The 18,195-nt window shown below is 57.2% G+C and carries 13 protein-coding genes; 6 read left to right on the top strand and 7 right to left on the bottom strand.

Annotated elements, in window-relative coordinates; all coding sequences use genetic code 11:
- The first annotated feature begins 145 nt into the window (after positions 1–145).
- Together PMI28_RS10585 and PMI28_RS10590 are read left to right on the top strand one after the other, a co-directional pair.
- Complete coding sequence (locus PMI28_RS10585; RefSeq protein WP_007988648.1) at positions 146–1,687, top strand: alkaline phosphatase D family protein; 1,542 nt, start codon at positions 146–148, stop codon at positions 1,685–1,687.
- Positions 1,688–1,841: 154 nt separating this feature from the next.
- On the top strand, positions 1,842–2,123 hold the full coding sequence (locus tag PMI28_RS10590) for a hypothetical protein (RefSeq protein WP_007988646.1): 282 nt from the start codon (positions 1,842–1,844) through the stop codon (positions 2,121–2,123).
- A 211-nt stretch (positions 2,124–2,334) separates the two neighbouring features.
- Here the strand turns inward: PMI28_RS10590 and PMI28_RS10595 are convergent, their stop codons facing one another.
- Positions 2,335–4,863 carry a sulfite reductase flavoprotein subunit alpha gene (locus PMI28_RS10595; RefSeq protein WP_007988645.1) on the bottom strand — a complete coding sequence of 843 codons (2,529 nt, stop codon included), beginning with the start codon at positions 4,861–4,863 and terminating at the stop codon, positions 2,335–2,337.
- 235 nt (positions 4,864–5,098) lie between these two features.
- Positions 5,099–7,423, bottom strand: coding sequence for a TonB-dependent receptor (locus PMI28_RS10600; RefSeq protein WP_007988643.1), 2,325 nt, complete (start codon positions 7,421–7,423; stop codon positions 5,099–5,101).
- A 207-nt stretch (positions 7,424–7,630) separates the two neighbouring features.
- Between PMI28_RS10600 and PMI28_RS10605 the strand changes: the two genes are divergently transcribed.
- The 4 genes from PMI28_RS10605 (at position 7,631) to PMI28_RS10620 (ending at position 12,491) form a co-directional block, all read left to right on the top strand.
- Positions 7,631–8,311 carry a Fe2+-dependent dioxygenase gene (locus PMI28_RS10605; protein ID WP_007988641.1) on the top strand — a complete coding sequence of 227 codons (681 nt, stop codon included), beginning with the start codon at positions 7,631–7,633 and terminating at the stop codon, positions 8,309–8,311.
- Positions 8,312–9,070 carry a tetratricopeptide repeat protein gene (locus PMI28_RS10610; protein ID WP_007988639.1) on the top strand — a complete coding sequence of 253 codons (759 nt, stop codon included), beginning with the start codon at positions 8,312–8,314 and terminating at the stop codon, positions 9,068–9,070.
- Positions 9,071–9,349: 279 nt separating this feature from the next.
- Positions 9,350–11,563 carry an alpha-xenorhabdolysin family binary toxin subunit A gene (locus PMI28_RS10615; protein ID WP_007988637.1) on the top strand — a complete coding sequence of 738 codons (2,214 nt, stop codon included), beginning with the start codon at positions 9,350–9,352 and terminating at the stop codon, positions 11,561–11,563.
- 49 nt (positions 11,564–11,612) lie between these two features.
- Positions 11,613–12,491 carry a hypothetical protein gene (locus tag PMI28_RS10620; RefSeq protein ID WP_007988635.1) on the top strand — a complete coding sequence of 293 codons (879 nt, stop codon included), beginning with the start codon at positions 11,613–11,615 and terminating at the stop codon, positions 12,489–12,491.
- A gap of 45 nt (positions 12,492–12,536) precedes the next feature.
- Here PMI28_RS10620 and PMI28_RS10625 read toward each other — a convergent pair whose 3' ends face one another.
- The 5 genes from PMI28_RS10625 to PMI28_RS10645 form a co-directional block, all read right to left on the bottom strand.
- The gene (locus tag PMI28_RS10625; protein WP_007988632.1) at positions 12,537–13,700 is read right to left on the bottom strand and encodes a type III PLP-dependent enzyme; all 1,164 of its coding nucleotides are present in this window, start codon (positions 13,698–13,700) and stop codon (positions 12,537–12,539) included.
- Positions 13,701–14,353: 653 nt separating this feature from the next.
- On the bottom strand, positions 14,354–15,511 hold the full coding sequence (locus PMI28_RS10630; RefSeq protein WP_007988631.1) for an osmoprotectant ABC transporter ATP-binding protein OsmV: 1,158 nt from the start codon (positions 15,509–15,511) through the stop codon (positions 14,354–14,356).
- The gene (locus tag PMI28_RS10635) at positions 15,508–16,161 is read right to left on the bottom strand and encodes an ABC transporter permease (RefSeq protein ID WP_007988630.1); all 654 of its coding nucleotides are present in this window, start codon (positions 16,159–16,161) and stop codon (positions 15,508–15,510) included. Before PMI28_RS10635 ends, PMI28_RS10630 begins: the two co-directional genes overlap by 4 nt.
- 12 nt (positions 16,162–16,173) lie before the next feature.
- Entirely contained in the window at positions 16,174–17,067 is an 894-nt protein-coding gene (locus tag PMI28_RS10640; RefSeq protein WP_007988629.1) for a glycine betaine ABC transporter substrate-binding protein, read from the bottom strand.
- A gap of 20 nt (positions 17,068–17,087) precedes the next feature.
- Positions 17,088–17,804, bottom strand: a complete 717-nt coding sequence (locus tag PMI28_RS10645) for an ABC transporter permease (protein WP_007988628.1) — start codon at positions 17,802–17,804, stop codon at positions 17,088–17,090.
- Between the last annotated feature and the right edge of the window lie 391 nt (positions 17,805–18,195).

The raw sequence follows: 18,195 nt of genomic DNA, 5'->3' as shown, positions 1-18,195 counted from the left end.
GGCTTGCTCGCGAAGGCGTCGTGTCAGCAATGAGTATTTCGGCTGACACGACGCCTTCGCGAGCAAGCCCGCTCCCACAAGGGATCTGTGTCATGCCAGGGTCATAGGTCCATGCTTTAGTTTTTCCTTTTTCAGGGAGAACACCATGAGCGAATTCGACATCAGCCGCCGTCGTGTCATGCAGGCGGTCGGCGCCGGGTTGTTGTTGCCGGGGCTGGCGCCGGCGGTGATCGCTTCGGTCAAGGATCGGCCGCAACTCACCGACGGCGTGCAGTCCGGCGACCTGCTGGGCGACCGGGCGATCATCTGGAGCCGCTGCGACCGCCCCGCACGGATGGTGGTGGAGTGGGACACCCGCAGCCTGTTTCCGAACCCTCGACGATTCGTCTCGCCCCTGGCCGATGTGCGCACCGATTTCACTGCACGGGTCGAACTCACCGGGTTGCCCGCCGACCAGGCGATTTTCTATCGCGTGCAGTTCGAAGACGCCCAGAGCGGCGTTGCCAGCGAACCCTGGTTCGGTCACTTGCGCAGCGTGCCGCAAACCCGGCGCGACATCCGTTTTGTCTGGAGCGGCGACACCGCCGGCCAGGGCTTCGGCATCAACCCGGACATTGGTGGCATGCGCATCTACGAAGCAATGCGCCTGCGTTTGCCGGACTTTTTTATCCACAGCGGCGACACCATTTACGCCGACGGCCCGATCCCGGCGCAGCTCACCACGGAAGGCGGCCGGATGTGGCGCAACATCACCACCGAGGCCAAGAGCAAAGTCGCCGAAACCCTCGATGAGTATCGCGGTAATTACCGCTACAACCTGATGGACGAAAACATCCGTCGCTTCAACGCCGAGGTCCCGCAGATCTGGCAATGGGACGACCACGAAGTGGTGAACAACTGGTCGCCGGGCAAACAGCTGGATGCGCGTTACCAGGACAAAGATATCCACAGCCTGGTGGACCGCGCACGCCAGGCCTGGCTCGAGTATGCACCGATGCGCTTGCAGAGCGCCGATGGCGGCGGGTGGATCTATCGCAAGCTGGGTTACGGACCGCTGCTCGATGTGTTCGTGCTCGACATGCGCAGCTATCGTGGCGCCAACGATGACAATCTTGGCGCTGAAAAACCCTTCCTCGGGCGTGCGCAACTGGACTGGCTCAAGCGCGAAATGCAGGCCTCGAACGCGCAATGGAAAGTGATCGCCGCCGACATGCCCATTGGCCTCGGCGTGCCTGACGGCGAGGTCAGCCCCGGTGTCGCGCGCTGGGAAGCCGTGGCCAACGGTGACCCGGGGCCGGCCCAGGGTCGCGAATTGGAAATCGCCGAATTGCTCGGTTTTCTGCGAGCGCAGCAGGTGCGCAATTTCCTCTTCCTGACTGCGGATGTGCATTACTGCGCGGCCCATCATTACCACCCGGATCGGGCGGCGTTTCAGGATTTCGAACCGTTCTGGGAGTTCGTCGCCGGACCTTTGAATGCAGGCAGCTTCGGGCCTAACCCGCTGGACAAGACCTTCGGCCCCGAAGTGGTGTTCGAAAAGGCGCCACCCGCGCAGAACGTCTCGCCGTTTGCCGGGTTTCAGTTTTTTGGCGAGGTGAATATCGATGGGCAGAGCGGGGAGTTGAGTGTGGTGTTGCGTGATCTGGACGGGGTCAGTGTGTTTGAACAGAAGTTGCAGTCGATGTAAGAAGTGGTCAATTGCTCAACTGATTACAGAACTTGCCAGGTTAAGAGTTGTGCGATTGATGGCCCGTTAATATATATGCCTATCATATCTGATAGGTGTTTTTCGCTGGGTTTTTTATTTATGTTTCAAGCTTGAATTCAAGCGAGGAACACTGATGAAAGTCATTAATGGGCAATCAAAAACATCATGGAAGACAGTTGTGTATGTGATCTTCTGCACACTTTTTCTTACTGCCTGCGCAGAGGCAAATGAAACCAATGCTGGTTTGTGTAATGGCAATTGGGGGCTGGTCGGTGGTTATTATTGCGACATAAGTAGTCCTGGCGACCAGTACTTTGTGTTTTTTTTGGTAGAGATAATGATCGAGATGGTAGATACCGAAGTGGTACCAGCGATCAATGTATCGTTGATGAGGGTGGCTTCCCCAGGGGCATAGACTGCAACTACATGTGCAGCCTGAATAACAATTGCTCTAACGTCCAATGCCCAGGCCGCGAACAACTTGAAGAGCTCGATGCATGGTTGAATAAACAAAATCAATCGGCAGGCGAAGATGAAATAAAGTCATCTTGAGTCTGCCGCTTGTCCAGATATTAATATGATCGTTCCCATGTATGGGAACGATCTTTTATTGAACTTCAGCTTTATCAGTACACGTCCCGTCGATATCGACCTTGCTCAATCAAGCGGTCAACCTCTTCAATGCCAAGCATTTCGTTAAGCACGTGGTCCACCCCTGAAGCCATTCCCTGCAAGCTGCCGCAGATGTAAATAACGGCGCCTTCGGCCAGCCATTTCTTCAGCTCGTCGGCCGATTCACGCAGGCGATCCTGTACGTAGATCTTTTCAGCCTGGTCCCGGGAAAACGCCAGGTCGAGGCGCTCGATGTCGCCGGCAATCAACCATTCTTCCAACTCATCACGGCACAGGTAGTCGTGCTCGCGATTGCGCTCGCCAAACAGCAGCCAGTGACGTTGCTGGCCGTCGGCAATCCGTGCCTTGAGCAGGCTGCGCAACCCGGCAAGCCCGGTGCCATTGCCCAGCAGGATCATCGGCACCGGTTGGGCCGGCAGATGGAAACCGCTGTTGCGCCGTACGCGCAGGCTGATGGAGCTGCCCACTGGCGCGTGTTCGGTCAACCAGCCGGAACCGACGCCAAGGTTGCCATCGACATGCACTTCCTGGCGCACGATCAATTCCAGCACACCATCGGCCGGGATCGACGCAATGGAATATTCGCGCATGGCCAGCGGCACGAGGGCCTCTGCCAGCGCCTGCGCGTGCAGACCGACCAGATGGGCGCGGTTCTCCGGTAACTGGCGGCTGGCCAGGGCCTGTTCGAGGGTTTCCTCCAGGCCGTTGAGCTGCACCTTGGTCTCACCGTGAATCCCCAGGCCGTCGAGGAAGTGCTCGATGGCCCACGGGCAATTGCGCGGCAGTACTTCCACCAGGTCGCCCGCCAGCCAACTGCTGGTAGTCGGAGCACTGAGGCCGAGCAAATACACAGGGGATCCGCTGCTGTCCGGGTTGAGCAGTTCACGACGGGCCAGGGTCCAGTTGTCGTAGCTGGGCGCTTGCCAGGTATCGACGGGGGCGTGGCCGGTCAGCAGGCCCAGTTGCTGTTGCCAGTGACGCAAGGCGTAAGGATCGCCGCTGTCGACTTCCACTGGCGCGAACAAGGTCTTGCCGCCGTGCTCACCGAGCCAGGTGTGCAGACGTTTGGCGAATCCGCAGAAGTGTTGATACTGCCGGTCACCGAGGCCGAGGACCGCGTAGTTCAGGCGTTCCAGGCTTGGCGTGCGGCCCAGCACCTTGCGTTCGAAACCCCTGGCGCTGTCCGGCGCTTCGCCGTCACCGAAGGTACTGACGACGAACAGCGCGTTGTTCGAATCTTGCAAATCCTGCTCGCTGACGTCCGCCAATGGCTGCACCTTCACCGGCAGACCCGCGGCCTGTAATTGCCCGGCGGTCTGCCAGGCCAGTTGCTCGGCGAACCCGCTCTGGCTGGCAAAACCGATCAGCCACGCCGGCGTATCGCTGGCGGTTTGCACGAGGTCCTTGCGGGCTGCCTTGACCTGGCGTTTTTTGCGCCGACGATCCAGGTACAACAACCAGCCGGTGATGAAGAACAACGGCATGGTCAGCGCGGTGAGGGTCAGGATGATGCGCCCGACGATGCCGAAGTAACTGCCGACGTGCAGCGCATAAATGCTGGTCAGCAGTTGCGCCTTGAGGCTCTTGTCGCTGTAGCGGTCAACCCGTTTGACCACGCCGGTGGCCGGGTCGAGGGTGATCTGGTTCAGCGCACGGTCGTGGGGTGAGGTTTTCAGCAGGAAGTAAACGGTCGCTGGTTGGCTGGCCACTGGCGGCATGCGCACGTTATAGGAACTGAGATGCGGACCGGCCGCGCTGTAGATGCTGCTCCACATCGCCACATAATCGGCCGTCGGTGCCGGACCGCTTGGCGCAGGGGCGCGTGCGCCACGAACGCGTTCGTTCTGCGGTGAGTCGGAGAGCAACCGGGTCAGGCCCTTGTTGTACCACTCGTAGGACCAGGACAACCCGGTCAGCGCCGCCAGGAGGTAAAACACCAGGCACCAGGTGCCGGCCACCGAGTGCAGGTCCCAGTTGAAGCTGCGGCCCTTTTTCTTCCAGTCCAGGGTCAGCCAGGCACGCCAGCTTCTCCACTGGCGAGGCCAGCGCAAGTACAGGCCGGACAGACAGAAGAACACCAGAATCAATGTGCACGCGCCGGTGATCTGCCGACCCGTTTCGCCCATGGCGAGGAAGCGGTGCAGTTGCAGCATCAGGCCGAAAAAGTCCTGGCCGGTGGCGTCGCCGAGGAATTCGGCAGTGTACGGATCGAAGTAGCGCATCTCGCCACGGCGTTCACCCGGTGGCGGGGTGAACCACACTTTGGCGGCGTTGCCACTGTCGGTTTCCACCGTGAGCATCGAGACTTTTTTGCCCGACACGGCTTCGATGTGCTCCACCAGTTCGGCGGGCGGCAGCACACCGGCGACCTGTTTCTCGACCTGCAACACAGAAGGGTTGAGCGTACTCAGGATTTCATCCTGAAACGACACCGTCGCCCCGGTGATGCCCATCAGGGCCAGGACCAGCCCGGCGCTGATGCCGAAAAACCAGTGCAACTGGAACAGGGTTTTCTTCAACACGTCGCTCGCCTTGTTCGTTCAAATTGATTCATCACGCCGCGCATTATGCCGTGGCGTTGTCGAGAAGCATTCTTTTTTACGCACAAAGGCCCCGTTCAGTTGAACGGGGCCTGGTCTTTCGAGCGCATTCCCTGTGGGAGCGGGCTTGCTCGCGAAGGCGTCGTGTCAGTCAACGTCAATGTCTGCTGACGGACCGCTTTCGCGAGCAAGCCCGCTCTCACAGTTTTTACATCGATCAGAAGTGGAAGTTGGTGCTCAGCAAAGCGGTACGACCGGCCGCCTGGTTGGCGAAGTGAGTCGAGAACGCCTTGTCGTAGTAGGTTTCGTCGGTCAGGTTCTGCACGTTCAGTTGCAGGTCGACGTTTTTGCTCAGCTTGTAGGCCGCCATCGCGTCGTAACGAACGTAGGAATCAACCATGGTGGTATTGGCTACGTTGCCGAACACGTCATCGACATAGAACGCACCGCCACCGATGGTCAGCCTTGGCGTGACCTGATAGGTCGTCCACAGGCTGGCGCTGTTTTTCGGCGTATTAGGCAGTTCGTTGCCGTTGTTGACTTTGTTTGCCGGCAGGTCACCGCCATCGACTTGCTCGCTGTCCATGTAGGCGTAACCGGCGAACACTTGCCACTTGTCGGTGAGCTTGCCGCTGGCCGACAGTTCGACACCTTGAACGCGGGTCTTGCCGACGTTTTCAAACGTGGTGGTGTTGGTTTGCACACGAGCGTTGTCTTTCTCGGTGCGGAAGATATCGGCGGTCACGGACAGACGATCGTTCAACAGGTCCCACTTGGTACCGATTTCGTAGTTCTTGGTGGTTTCCGGCTCCATGTCGCTTTTCAGCAGGTTGCCGTTGCGATCCGGCGTGCCACCCAACGGGTTGCCTTCCGAACCTTCGCCCAGGGTGTTGCCCGGTGGCGTGGCAGACGTCGCGTAGGACGCATAGATGCTGCCATTCTCGGCTGGCTTGTACACCACGCCGAACTGACCGGTAACGAATTCGCTGGTGTCATCGCCCTTGGACGTGGTCACGCTGGAGCCGTTGAAGGTTTTGTAGCTGGTGTCGAAATGGTCGTAGCGCAGGCCCATGTTCACCAGCCACTGCTCGGACAACGTCAGGGTGTCGAACACGTACAGCGCGTAGGTGTCGGCCTTGGTGTCGGTGCCGGCGTAGTTGCGCGAGATGGCGCCGTTCCACGGATCATTCGGATTCGGGTTGGACAGCGAGGTGCAGTTGTAACCGCTTGGCGCGCCAATCAGTGCCGGCGAGCAGTTGGTGGTCACCGCTGCCGTTCCCGGGGTGGTATCCGTGTTGACGTTGTACGAGGATTTTTCGCTTTCCTCGTGGGTGTACTCGACACCGGTGGAGAAGCTGTTCTTGAACCCGGCGATGTAGACATCACCAAACAGGTCGGTCTGGTTGGTGGTGGTCTCGGTGTTGCTCACGCGGGTGTTCGCGCGGCGCCAGACGCTACCGTTGTTGACGTTGCCTTTGCTGTCGTCCGGCTGGGTCAGGATGTAATCCTGCATGCTGGTGCCGTGGCGCAGGGTGTTCTTGATGGTCAGCGCGTCGCTCAGGTCGTGTTCGATGGCGAAGGTCGCGGTGTCGGTGCGGGTCTTGCGGAAGTCGCGGTCGGTCAGACCATAGAAATTGCTGCTGTCGCCGCCGTCATTCGGTTTGTCCGGGTTGGCCTTGGTACGGGCAGTCGAGCCACCGACCGGGATGGAGTACGGAATTCCCGAGTCCGGCGTGTCGTTGCTTTCGAGATGGTAGTAGTCGAGGTTGACGCGAGTATCGGTACCCAGGCCGAAAGCCAGGGACGGTGCAACACCCCAACGGTCGTAGTTGACGCTGTCACGCCCGGCGACGTTGCTCTCGTGGCTCAGCAGGTTCAGACGGCCAGCGGCGGTATCGGTGAACTGGTAGTTGCCATCGAAGGTGTAGCGCTGGGTCTGGTCGGAACCCCAGGTGAAGCCACCATCGAGCGAATCACCCAGGTGCGCTTTTTTGCTGACCAGGTTGATGCTGCCGCCCGCGGCGCCACGACCGCCGATGGCGGAGTTCGGGCCTTTGCTGACTTCGATCGATTCAACGGCGAAGATTTCGCGGCTCTGGGAACCGGTATCGCGCACGCCGTCCAGGTAGGTGTCGCCCTGGGCGTCGAAGCCGCGGATGAACGGGCGGTCGCCCTGCGGGTTACCGCCTTCACCGGCACCGAAGGTGATGCCTGGAACAGTGCGCAGCGCGTCCTGCAGGTTGAGCGAACCGGTGTCTTTCAAGACTTGTTGCGGAACAACGGTCACCGAGCGCGGCGTGTCGATCAGCGGCGCGGTGTACTTGGGCGAGGAGGCTTTTTCTACGTTGTAGGTTGTCTCGTCCTGGGCTTCGCCGGTGATGGCGGTGGCGCCCAGCGAAATCACTTTGTCCGGTGCTTTTTCGTCGGTTTTTTCCGCCGCGAAAACCATGTGGCCCGCAGAGCCGGCAGTAATCGCCATGCCGATGGCGGATGCGAGCAGACGTGGTGAACTGACCGGTACTTGTGGTTGTTGACGTGACATTTGAATTCCCCTCCCCAAGGATTTGAGGCGGCGGAATATAGGGTAAACACGTATTTGTATCAATTGCGAAATATTACTATTCGCGCTGAATTTACATTCTTTACAATTTACCCTTACGGTTTTTGCTGTCTCGTTCGTCTGTGGGGTTTTACACAGGCAATAAGAATCAATATCATTGACGCCCCTTTGTTTTCAGGTGTCTTTGCCATGCTGCTGCACATTCCAGGCCTGTTCGAAAAAGACGAGGTGCAGCGCATTCGCGAGGCCCTGGAACAGGCCGATTGGGCCGATGGCAAAATCACCGCGGGTTACCAATCGGCGAAGGCCAAGCACAATTTGCAGTTGCCGGAAGGCCACCCGCTGGCCAAGGAGATCGGCGCGGCGATGCTGGACCGGCTGTGGAAAAATCCGTTGTTCATGTCGGCAGCGTTACCGCACAAAGTCTTTCCTCCGCTGCTGAACTGTTACACCGCCGGTGGCAGTTTCGATTTTCATATCGACAACGCGGTGCGACAGCCCAAAGGCGGCATCGAGCGGGTGCGCACGGATTTGTCCGCCACGCTGTTCTTCAGCGAGCCCGAGGATTACGACGGCGGCGAGCTGGAAATCCAGGACACCTTCGGCACCCAGCGGGTGAAGCTGCCTGCCGGCGACATGGTGCTTTACCCCGGCACCAGCCTGCACAAGGTCAACGCGGTGACGCGTGGAACACGATTCGCCTCGTTTTTCTGGACTCAAAGCCTGGTGCGCGAAGACAGCCAGCGCGCCCTGTTGTTCGAGATGGACGGGGCAATCCAGCAACTGACCCGCGATGTGCCTGATCATCCATCGCTGATCCGCCTGACCGGCACCTATCACAACCTGTTGCGTCGCTGGGTCGAGGTGTAAGTGGCGGATTTTCGTTTACGCCGCGAGGAAACGCTCGACGGTGAGCGCCTGCGCGCAATGCTCGACGAAAGTCCGGCTCGGGCGGCCCAGGCGATTCTGATCGCGGCCCGCGAAGACGTCCTTGATGCGCAGGCGTTGCTCGGGCAGATTTTGCTGGATGGGCAGGGCATTGCTCAGGATCGGCCGCTGGCGCTGCGCTGGTTCGACATCGCCGCGCGACGCGGGCATGTGATGGCGCGCAACATGCTCGGCCGTTGTCATGAGCATGGTTGGGGTTGTGAGGCCGATGCTTCGATGGCCGCACGGCATTATCAGGTTGCGGCCGAGGCAGGGCTGGACTGGGCGATGTACAACCTCGCCAATCTTCTGGCAACCGGGCGTGGCGTCACGCCAAGCCCGGCGCAAGCCGTCGCGTTGTATCGCCGCGCCGCAGAGTTGGGCCACGCCAAATCCATGAACCTGTTAGGCCGTTATCTGGAAGAAGGGGTGCACTGCCCGCAGGATCGACCATGGGCTCGGGAATGGTATCGACGCTCGGCTGAGGGCGGAGATTTTCGTGGTCAGTTCAGTTTTGCCGCCTTACTAGCTGAAGAAGGACGAACCGACGAGGCACTGGAATGGTTGCGCAAGGCTCTGGCCGCAGGCAACGTGAATTTCCTGCGCGTGAGCATCGAGTCATTGCAGAGCGCCAATAACCCACGCATTTGCGCGATGGCGCAAGCCTATCGACAACGACTGTCGCAGCTGGTTGCAATGTAGCGGCAGGTGATTATTTCTTTTTTTCTGTTAATCAGTTTTGCACTCTAAATAACCTTGCATGAAGGTGTGCGTTGCCTTTTGCAAGTTTTGGTTATGGGTTGATTTTAATTTTGTAATGCGCTGTCAGTTGTCTTTAAATTTAATATTTGAAGGCTTGTGGTTCTTTGTCTGTGTGCATTAGTGTCGCTTCAACAATATTGTGATGGATGTTGGAAATGTCCAGTTAGTATTGTGATTAATTGGTTTTTATTGAAATCCTAAGAAGACAAGGAGTCTCTGATGGTGTCGGGAATAAGTAATAAAATAGTCGAGGCTGCCACCAAGGCGCCACAAGTATTTGTGAATGCCTCGCTGGGGCACGATGAAGAGTACAACCGGGAAACCGGTATCCAATTGACCAAGGAGCAGATCATCAGCCTTAGAAGGTATGAAACCTTGGGGCTGTCGCTTCCTGTACGGCTGCAAGATGTCATTGCCTATTTGAATTATGGCGCTGGTGATCAGGGCAGCACTGGACTGACTGCACCGGACTTCTTGCGCACATTCAGCATGACCTATGAACATGCCAGGCGCTGGTCGCCCTTACGCGAAAAAATAATGCTGACCGGCACTGACTTGAAGATATTCGCGGGGAGCATTATCAGGACGGGCAATGGGATTGTAGAAGTCTATGAAGACCTGAAAGCATCAAAGTATCTGGAAGAGCACGACATCAAAACACCGGAAGAATATCTGAATCTGAAAAAGCAGATTCCGGGCCTTCCCGAACTTGAGTTGTCTGCGGATGATGGACTGGATATCAGAGCTTATCTCAATGATTTGTTGGCAAAGGTCCGACTATGTCATCAGAAGGCCGAACATGTCCGAATGGAACTTGATAGTTTTGGTACTGATATGCGCGAAAAGGTGCTTCCGGAGATAAAGTTGCGGCTGGCACAAGTTTCCAAAAATACCTATCAGGCCGATATTCAAACGCTACAAGGTGAAATTGATGGGCGCGCCAAGGAGATTGATGAGCTTAACAAGCAATACGATCAGATGGTTCAAGAGGCGATCAAGGCTGCTTCAACGTTTAACATCGGTGGGCTGATTCTTGGTATCTATCAGGGCGTCAAAGCTGAAAAAATTCGTAAAGAACGTAATAGATTGAAGCAACTGCAACAGACAGAAAATCAGAAGATGGCCAGCAAAAACCAGACGCTGAGCTCCTTGAACAGGGTACGTGATGACCTGCAAAACCTGAGCTACGTCGCAGTCGAAGCCGAGCTGGCAACTCAAAACCTCATGCTGGTGTGGAATGCGCTCAGTGATTACATCGCTGCGTCCGTCGGTGACGTGAACAACATGACCGAGGCGACCACCTTGCGACGATTCAAGAATCAGATTCTCGATGTGATTGCGCCTTGGGAAAAGATAAGGACCAGTGCCGATCAGTTGTTGGGTGTATTTGCAGAAGCGGATAAGGAATATGAAAGTAATAAATTGGTTTTTCGGAGTAGGACGATCATGGGTACAATAAACAGTTACGCCGTCGAACCCGCCTTCAGCATGGATGCTCTACGTGTGCATAGTGCCGCTGTGCAGGAAACGAATACTTCGGTACAGATGCTCTTCGAACAATTCAATTATCAGCCAGGTACTGTAAGCGTCATGACTAATCTGGCGACTGCCATCAACGGGTCTACCTTCGACCTGCGCCGCCAGGCTCAGTCAGTGAATATCCATCTGGACCGTGCCGAGAAAAAACTGAAGTCTTATAAAGCTGAGCTGAGTGATCCAGCCGATGCGGACGAAGTTCGTGAAGATATGGAAGTTGTTTTAAAAGACGTTTACGGGAAGATGTTTACCGAAACTCAGGATCTAAAAAGCATTCATAAAGGTCTCGGCGTCTCTTATGATCGAAGTGGCTCCCAGGAATTGGTGATGATACTGGTGAAGGATCGTGAATTCGCTGAGGCGCAAAAGACTAAAGCCAATGTGACACTCGCTGAACTGGGTGAGGAGATGAAAGGTGTCTCCGAAGCCATTGATTTGATTGCAACTGCCGGGATCGAAAAAATCGGCGAAGAAGCTCAACTTTCAATGGATAGTCTCAAAACATTAGGTTTGGCACCTCCCCAGGTTCAAGTCGCCTTGCTGGCGATTGATACGCTAAAGAAACTGATCTCTGGCATTGGAGGGGCGATTTCTTTTCTCAATATGCTGGCCGCCTACAATCGGCTCAAAGAAAGAGCGAGCGAGTTGAAGGTGCAAGTGCAGAAATACACCAAAGATATCGCCAGCCTTGATGGGAAGATTGAGCTGATCGAGGCGCTGGATGAGCTGGATGATGGTCGTTCGAAATATCTGGTTGAATTTTCGAAGGCGATTGAAGATTTTTCGAAGTTTTCTCTCCAGTTGAAACAAGATCTCTCGTTGCCAGTCGAGGATCGAGCGGACATGGCGATCTCCAGGATCTTGAGTTTCAATCAATATTTGAACCGCATTTCTTAATAATAATGAGTTGAGGAGGGGGGCATACGCTCACCTTCCTCCAAAGAACATGAACATACTCGACTATGAATTGACGGTAGCGCAACGATTAGTGTTGGATCGATACACGCGGTTTCTTGGTTCCCTGCATCCGACTTTCCGCAATATACCGGTGGTATTCGAGCAGCGTAGAAAAAGCGGCCATCAACTGGCGGTTCTGGCCAGGGATTCGCGTTTGGAAGATGCCCGCTTCAATGAGCAATATCTGCAGGGTTTTTGGGGGCGCACTGAAGATGTACGACTTCTGAGCAGCGGGTATGTTGAAGATCTTCAAGTGTTCACCCATGAAGCGCTGGAAATAACCCGGCAAACCTCCCGGAACGAACCCATAGGCCTGGTGGATTTCAGGTTATTCAGTCTCTCCAGATCCCCGATCTGGCAATTGTTTCCACCCAGGAACATTCCGGACTTGATTCATGAGTTGGCGCTTCGATTTTATGGATTGAGAGCTGCGATACGACAGCTCAAGTACACGGTTGTGGAAGTGTATGACGAGTCATTTGGACTCAAATCAGTCTTTTTACGTGCAATGGACCATCGCTGCTGTCAGTGCCATACAACGCCCACTGTTGTACAGGAGTTGTTCCGCCAACTTGTGACCACACCGGTCTGGGACATCGATTATTCCAATTCGAATGCGTCTCTGCGGGCCTCAGAATACAAGGCCGATGTGGCAGCTCTGTTCAGTGCTTTTTCCTCTGTCAGTTCGCGGATGGGAGTGTTCCTTGAAGGGCTTTATCATCGTACTGATGGTGTGATCAACGAACTCTTGCAGGCAAAGAGTGCCTCCAGGCTTGGCGAGTTGAATTTCAACCTGGCCTCCATTAACGAAGGCGGAACCGAATGCCTGGCGATGATCAGCGAATTGGAGAATTGGCTGCGCAAATAAAAAAGGCCCATGTACGCATGGGCCTTTTTTTTTGGAACGTGTCGGTTACACGTAGAACGACTTCAGCGGCGGGAAGCCGTTGAATTCAACAGCGCTGTAGCTGGTGGTGTACGCACCGGTCGACAGCCAGTACAGGCGATCACCGATGGCCAGGTTCAGCGGCAGGCCGTACTTGTAGTTTTCGTACATGATGTCGGCGCTGTCGCAGGTCGGGCCGGCGATGACCACTTCTTCCATCTCGCCCTTCTTCTCGGTCCAGATCGGGAACTTGATGGCTTCATCCATGGTTTCGATCAGGCCGGAGAACTTGCCCACATCCGTGTACACCCAGCGCTCTACCGCGGTGCGGGATTTGCGCGCGACCAGCACCACTTCGCTGACCAGGATGCCGGCGTTGGCGATCAGCGAGCGGCCTGGCTCGAGGATGATTTCCGGCAAGTCATCACCGAAGTCTTCTTTCAGGAAGCGGATGATTTCTTCCGCGTAGGTTTCCAGGCTGTTGGTGCGGGTGATGTAGTTGGCCGGGAAGCCACCGCCCATGTTGATCAGCTTCAGGTGAATGCCGTCTTCTTCCTTCAGGCGTTCGAAGATCACTTTGACCTTGGCGATCGCCGCGTCCCAGACGCTGATGTCGCGCTGCTGCGAGCCGACGTGGAACGAGATGCCGTAAGGCACCAGGCCCAGGTCGCGAGCGAGGATCAGCAGGTCCATGGCCATGTCGGTCTGGCAGCCGAATTTGCGCGACAACGGCCAGTCGGCGGTGGTCGAGCCTTCGGTCAGGATGCGTACGTAGACTTTTGCACCTGGGGCGGCCTTGGCGATGTTGCGCAGGTCGGCTTCGGAGTCGGTGGCGAACAGGCGCACGCCCTTCTCGTAGAAGTAGCGGATGTCCTTGGATTTCTTGATGGTGTTGCCGTAGCTGATTTGGTCGGCGCTGACGCCGCGACCGAGCACTTTGTCCAGCTCGTAGATCGAGGCGATGTCGAAGCTCGAACCTTTCTCTTTGAGCAGGTCGATGATCTCGACGGCCGGGTTGGCCTTGACCGCGTAGTAGACCTTGGCGAATTCGAAACCGGCGCGCAGGTCGTCATAGGCCTGGGCGATCATCGCGGTGTCGATCACCACGAACGGGGTTTCCTGTTTGTCGGCGAACGCCTTCATTTTCTGAAAGGTTTCGCGCGCGAAATAGTCTTCGACCTGGATCGACATACCTGGGAGCTCCTAATGGCAAACGGGTAAAAACAATGGGTGCAAATGAACGTCCTCCGTATCCCCACTTTGGTTCGCCTACTTCCCAAGGCATGTCGCCGAAAGCAAAAAGGCCATGGGAGCGCTGCGCCCTTGGCCTTGCTGTCTCGTCGTCAGTACTTGAGCCGGATGGATCGTTTCCAGCATGGACGTTCGGCGCGAACTTTAGGGCGTGAGGGGCTTGAGATCAACAAAAAATGTCGCGTTTTTGCACTCTTCTGACGCGCGTTGCGAGCATCACTCTTTGTAACCGACTCAGATGACAGTCGGATGTTCCCCAGGATTTGTTAAGTGTTAAAAATATCTGCACGTTCGCTGCTGTTGTGCGCCAAGTCATAGATAAGTGTGATGGCGTCAACTTCGGCGACGTTAGGGGCGAGAGAGTGGTCTGAGGGGGATTTTGGATGATGCGGCGGGCGCTTTTGCAGGGCTGTTAAATACCGTGATGTTGATATTTTTTTCCAGCGTTTGAAGCCGTAAAAAATCTGTGGCGAGGGAGCTTGCTCCCGCTGGACTGCGCAGCAGTCCCCGCTCTTTTTTGCAAAGAGGGGCCGCTTCGCGACCCAGCGGGAGCAAGCTCCCTCGCCACAAGTTCGGTTTTGACTATTTATTGATCAGGCGATCTCTGCCTCGGCAGGCGAGACGATATTGGTCTTCATCCTCCGCGAACGTCCGGAACTCAGGTAGGCCGCAATCGATTCCTGTGTCACCTCACCCAAAAACACTCGCTCGGCATCCATCACCGGCAACCACGCCCGATTGAACTCGTACATGCGCGACAGCAGGATGCGCAGATGTTCGTCGTACGCCGCCGTGGCGTTGAACTCGCGTTGGTACTGCGCGCAGGTGCCGGTCTGGCGGTGCAGGTCGCGACGGCGCACGTAACCCAGGGCTTTGTTCTCGGCACAAGTGACCACCACGTAGCGTCGGTCGTGCTCGTCCATCAACTCCAGCGCTTCGGCCACCGGGGTTTGCGGGCTGACGGAGGGCGCGTTGTCCGCCGCGTCTTCGGCTTTTACCAACAGCAGGCGCTTGAGTGTGCTGTCCTGACCGACGAAGTTGCTGACAAACTCGTCTGCCGGATGCGCGAGCAACGTGTCCGGGTGATCAATCTGCAATAGCTTGCCGGCGCGGAAGATCGCGATCTTGTCGCCGAGCTTGATCGCCTCGTCGATGTCATGGCTGACCATGATCACGGTCTTGTTCAGCGCCCGCTGCATCTCGAAGAATTCGTTCTGGATCATTTCGCGGTTGATCGGGTCGACCGCGCCGAACGGTTCGTCCATCAACAGCAACGGTGCATCTGCGGCCAGTGCGCGGATTACGCCGATCCGCTGCTGCTGACCACCGGACAACTCCCGCGGATAGCGATGCAGGTATTGCTTGGGTTCGAGCTTGATCATGTTCATCAACTCGCGGGCGCGGTCGTGGCATTTCTGTTTGTCCCAGCCGAGCAGCTTCGGCACCACCACAATGTTCTCTTCGATGGTCATGTTCGGGAACAGGCCGATCTGCTGGATCACGTAACCGATATTGCGCCGCAGCGTCACAGCGTCGAGGTCGGTGGTGTCTTCGCCGTTGATCAGGATCTTGCCCGAGGTCGGCTTGATCAGGCGGTTGATCATTTTCAGCGTGGTGCTTTTGCCGCAACCCGAGGGCCCGAGGAACACACAGATTTCGCCTTCATTGACAGTCAGGCTCACCGAGTCCACGGCTTTCACATCTTTGCCGTTGCTTTGGAAGGTCTTGCTGAGGTTTTGAAGTTCGATCATTTCAGGAGTCCTTTTGGGGTCAACGAGCGTTGCAGCACTTGCAGAAAGAGGTCGGCGATGATCGCCAGCACACTGACCAGCACGGCGCCGACAATCAGCATCGACATGTCGCTGCGGCTGATGGAAGCGAGGATGAGTACGCCGAGGCCGCCAGCGCCGATGGTGGCGGCGATGGTCATCACGCCGATGTTCATGACCACGGCGGTGCGCACGCCGGCGAGGATCACCGGCACGGCGATGGGCAGCTCAACCATGCGCAGGCGCTGGCCGAAGGTCATGCCGATGCCGCGCGCAGCTTCGCGGATGCCCGGCTCGACGCTGGTCAGGGCCAGATAGGTGTTACGCATGATCGGCAGCAGCGAGTAGAGAAACACCGCGGTGATCGCCGGCATCGGCCCCAGGCCCTGGCCGAATGTCGAGTACACCGGCAACAACAAACCGAACAGGGCAATCGACGGGATGGTCAGCAGCACCGTGGCGCTGGCCTGCAAGGGACCTGCGAGAGTTGGGAACCGCGTCATCAGAATGCCCAGCGGCACGCCGACCAGAATCGCCAGGCTCACGGCGATGCCGACCAGGGTGATGTGTTGCCAGGTCAGGTGCAGCACTTGCGCCCAGTCGAGATGGGAAAAGGCGTTGAGAAAATCCATGTCGTCTCCTCCTCAGTTCAAGGGATGCTGGCGCAGGAAATCTGCGGCAACGGATGCAGGGCTTTGATGATCGACATCAACCCGGGCGTTGAGCTGACGCATGGTTTCGTCATCGAACAGGTCGGCCAGCGGCTTGAGCTGGGCTGCCAGTTGCGGATGTGCATCGAGATACGCCTGACGCACAACTGGCGCGGCGGTGTAGTCGGGGAAGTAGTGTTTGTCGTCTTCCAGCAATTTGAGCTTGAACGCGCTCAAGCGTCCGTCGGTGGTGTAGACCAGGCCAGCAAACACCTGGCCGTTGCGCAGGGCGGTGTAGACCAGACCGGCGTCCATCTGCCGGATGTTTTTACGGGTCAGGTCCATGCCGTAGCGCTCGACCATGCCGGCCAGGCCGTCGGAGCGGTTGGCAAACTCGGTGTCCAGCGCCACCAGCGGATTGTCCTTGGCCTCGGCGCGCAATGTGCGGTCGAGGTCACTGATGGTGCGGACTTGCGGGTACTCGGCGGCGATGTTTGCCGGCAGCGCCAGTGCATAGGTGTTGCTGAATTTCGACGGCGAGAGCCAGGCCAGGCCTTTCTTCGCGTCCAGTTCAGTGACCCGTGCCAGTGACTGCTGGCTGTCGAGTTTCTCCGTCACATGGTTGTAGGACACCAGGGACACGCCGGTGTATTCCCAGAGCATGTCCAGTTGACCGCTTTCCTGGGCACTACGGGCCAGGTTGCTGCCCAGGCCACCGGTGACCTGAGCGTCATAACCTTTGCTGCGTAGGTATTGAGCGGTGATTTCCGCGAGCAGGGTCTGTTCGGTGAACACCCGGGCGCCGATGCGGATCAACGGTTTTTCCGCAGCCTGGGCAAATCCTGCGCACAGCAGAACGCAGCCTAGTAAAAAGCTTGATGTTTTCATGACGATTCCTTTGCCGGGGCTTAAGACGGGCGCAAGCCGCGTTCGAGCCAGAGGCGGCTGGCGAGGGTCACCAGGCCATCGAGCAGCAGGGCCAGCAACGCGGTACACGCCGCGCCGAGCAGCAACTGCGGCTGATTGTTCAGGGCAATGCCGGGGAATATCAGGCTGCCGAGACTGTTAGCACCGATCAGGAACGCCAGCGGCGCTGTCCCGACGTTGATCGCTAACGCCACGCGAACACCACCGATGATGATCGGCACGGCGTTCGGCAGTTCGACTTTCCACAGCACCTGGCGCGGGGTCATGCCAATGCCGACCGCTGCTTCCTTGAGCGAGCCCTGGACGTTTTTCAGGCCTTCGTAGGTGTTACGCACGATGGGCAACAATGAAGCGAGGAACAGGGCGAAGATGGCCGGGCCACTGCCGATGCCGAGGATGCCCAGCGCAATCGCGAGCACGGCCAGTGGTGGCACGGTGTTACCGATATTGAAGAACTGCATGAAGCGTTCGGCGCGGCCGACCATGGACGGGCGGCTGAGGAGGATGCCGGCAGGAATGCCCACGACAAGGGCGGCCAGCATGGAAGCGAGGACAAGAATCAGATGAGCTTGCAGGTAAAACAACAAATCGTCGCGGTAATGTTCGATCGTGTTGATGCCGATCCAGTGGATCAGCAGGGCCAGAAGGGCGATTACCAGCGCGCCTCCTATCAGCCCTTTGCCATAGTGGATAGCCACAGGCGGACTCCTTTTTTCAGTCGGCGAACACTGGCAATGCCTTACTTGGCTGCCGAAGAAATGTTCGCGAGAAGCAGCTCGTTCAGGCCGGCAATGCGGCGTGATAGCGAGCCATGAGCACAGCCTCGTCAGGCTGAATTGCAGGTGTTTCAGGCCCCCGACGAGTGGTCGTAACGGGGGAGTGGACGCCTCGGTGCTTTAAAAGGTTCCCCAATCCAACATTATTCGGCCACCTGTCGTCGCACCTCGACTCACGTAGCAGCTGCCGAGCTCGCGAGGCTGCGTCCGGCGGCGCAGCCGTCGTAAAACCGGAACTTGCGGTGTATCGGCAGACCTTGTTTGCCGACTCTACGACGGCTGCGCCGCCGGACGCAGCCTCGCAGGCTCGGCA

It is taken from the genome of Pseudomonas sp. GM48 (assembly GCF_000282335.1).
Taxonomy (GTDB): Bacteria; Pseudomonadota; Gammaproteobacteria; order Pseudomonadales; family Pseudomonadaceae; genus Aquipseudomonas.
The sequence above is the reverse complement of the archived record's forward strand: the minus strand, read 5'-3'. Positions and strand labels throughout refer to the sequence as shown.

Coding starts and splice junctions, on each gene's coding strand:
- PMI28_RS10585 (WP_007988648.1), top strand. CDS start 146: ATGAGCGAATTCGACATCAGCCGCCGTCGTGTCATGCAGGCGGTCGGC.
- PMI28_RS10635 (WP_007988630.1), bottom strand. CDS start 16,161: ATGGATTTTCTCAACGCCTTTTCCCATCTCGACTGGGCGCAAGTGCTG.
- PMI28_RS10590 (WP_007988646.1), top strand. CDS start 1,842: ATGAAAGTCATTAATGGGCAATCAAAAACATCATGGAAGACAGTTGTG.
- PMI28_RS10615 (WP_007988637.1), top strand. CDS start 9,350: ATGGTGTCGGGAATAAGTAATAAAATAGTCGAGGCTGCCACCAAGGCG.
- PMI28_RS10605 (WP_007988641.1), top strand. CDS start 7,631: ATGCTGCTGCACATTCCAGGCCTGTTCGAAAAAGACGAGGTGCAGCGC.
- PMI28_RS10630 (WP_007988631.1), bottom strand. CDS start 15,511: ATGATCGAACTTCAAAACCTCAGCAAGACCTTCCAAAGCAACGGCAAA.
- PMI28_RS10620 (WP_007988635.1), top strand. CDS start 11,613: ATGAACATACTCGACTATGAATTGACGGTAGCGCAACGATTAGTGTTG.
- PMI28_RS10600 (WP_007988643.1), bottom strand. CDS start 7,423: ATGTCACGTCAACAACCACAAGTACCGGTCAGTTCACCACGTCTGCTC.
- PMI28_RS10640 (WP_007988629.1), bottom strand. CDS start 17,067: ATGAAAACATCAAGCTTTTTACTAGGCTGCGTTCTGCTGTGCGCAGGA.
- PMI28_RS10625 (WP_007988632.1), bottom strand. CDS start 13,700: ATGTCGATCCAGGTCGAAGACTATTTCGCGCGCGAAACCTTTCAGAAA.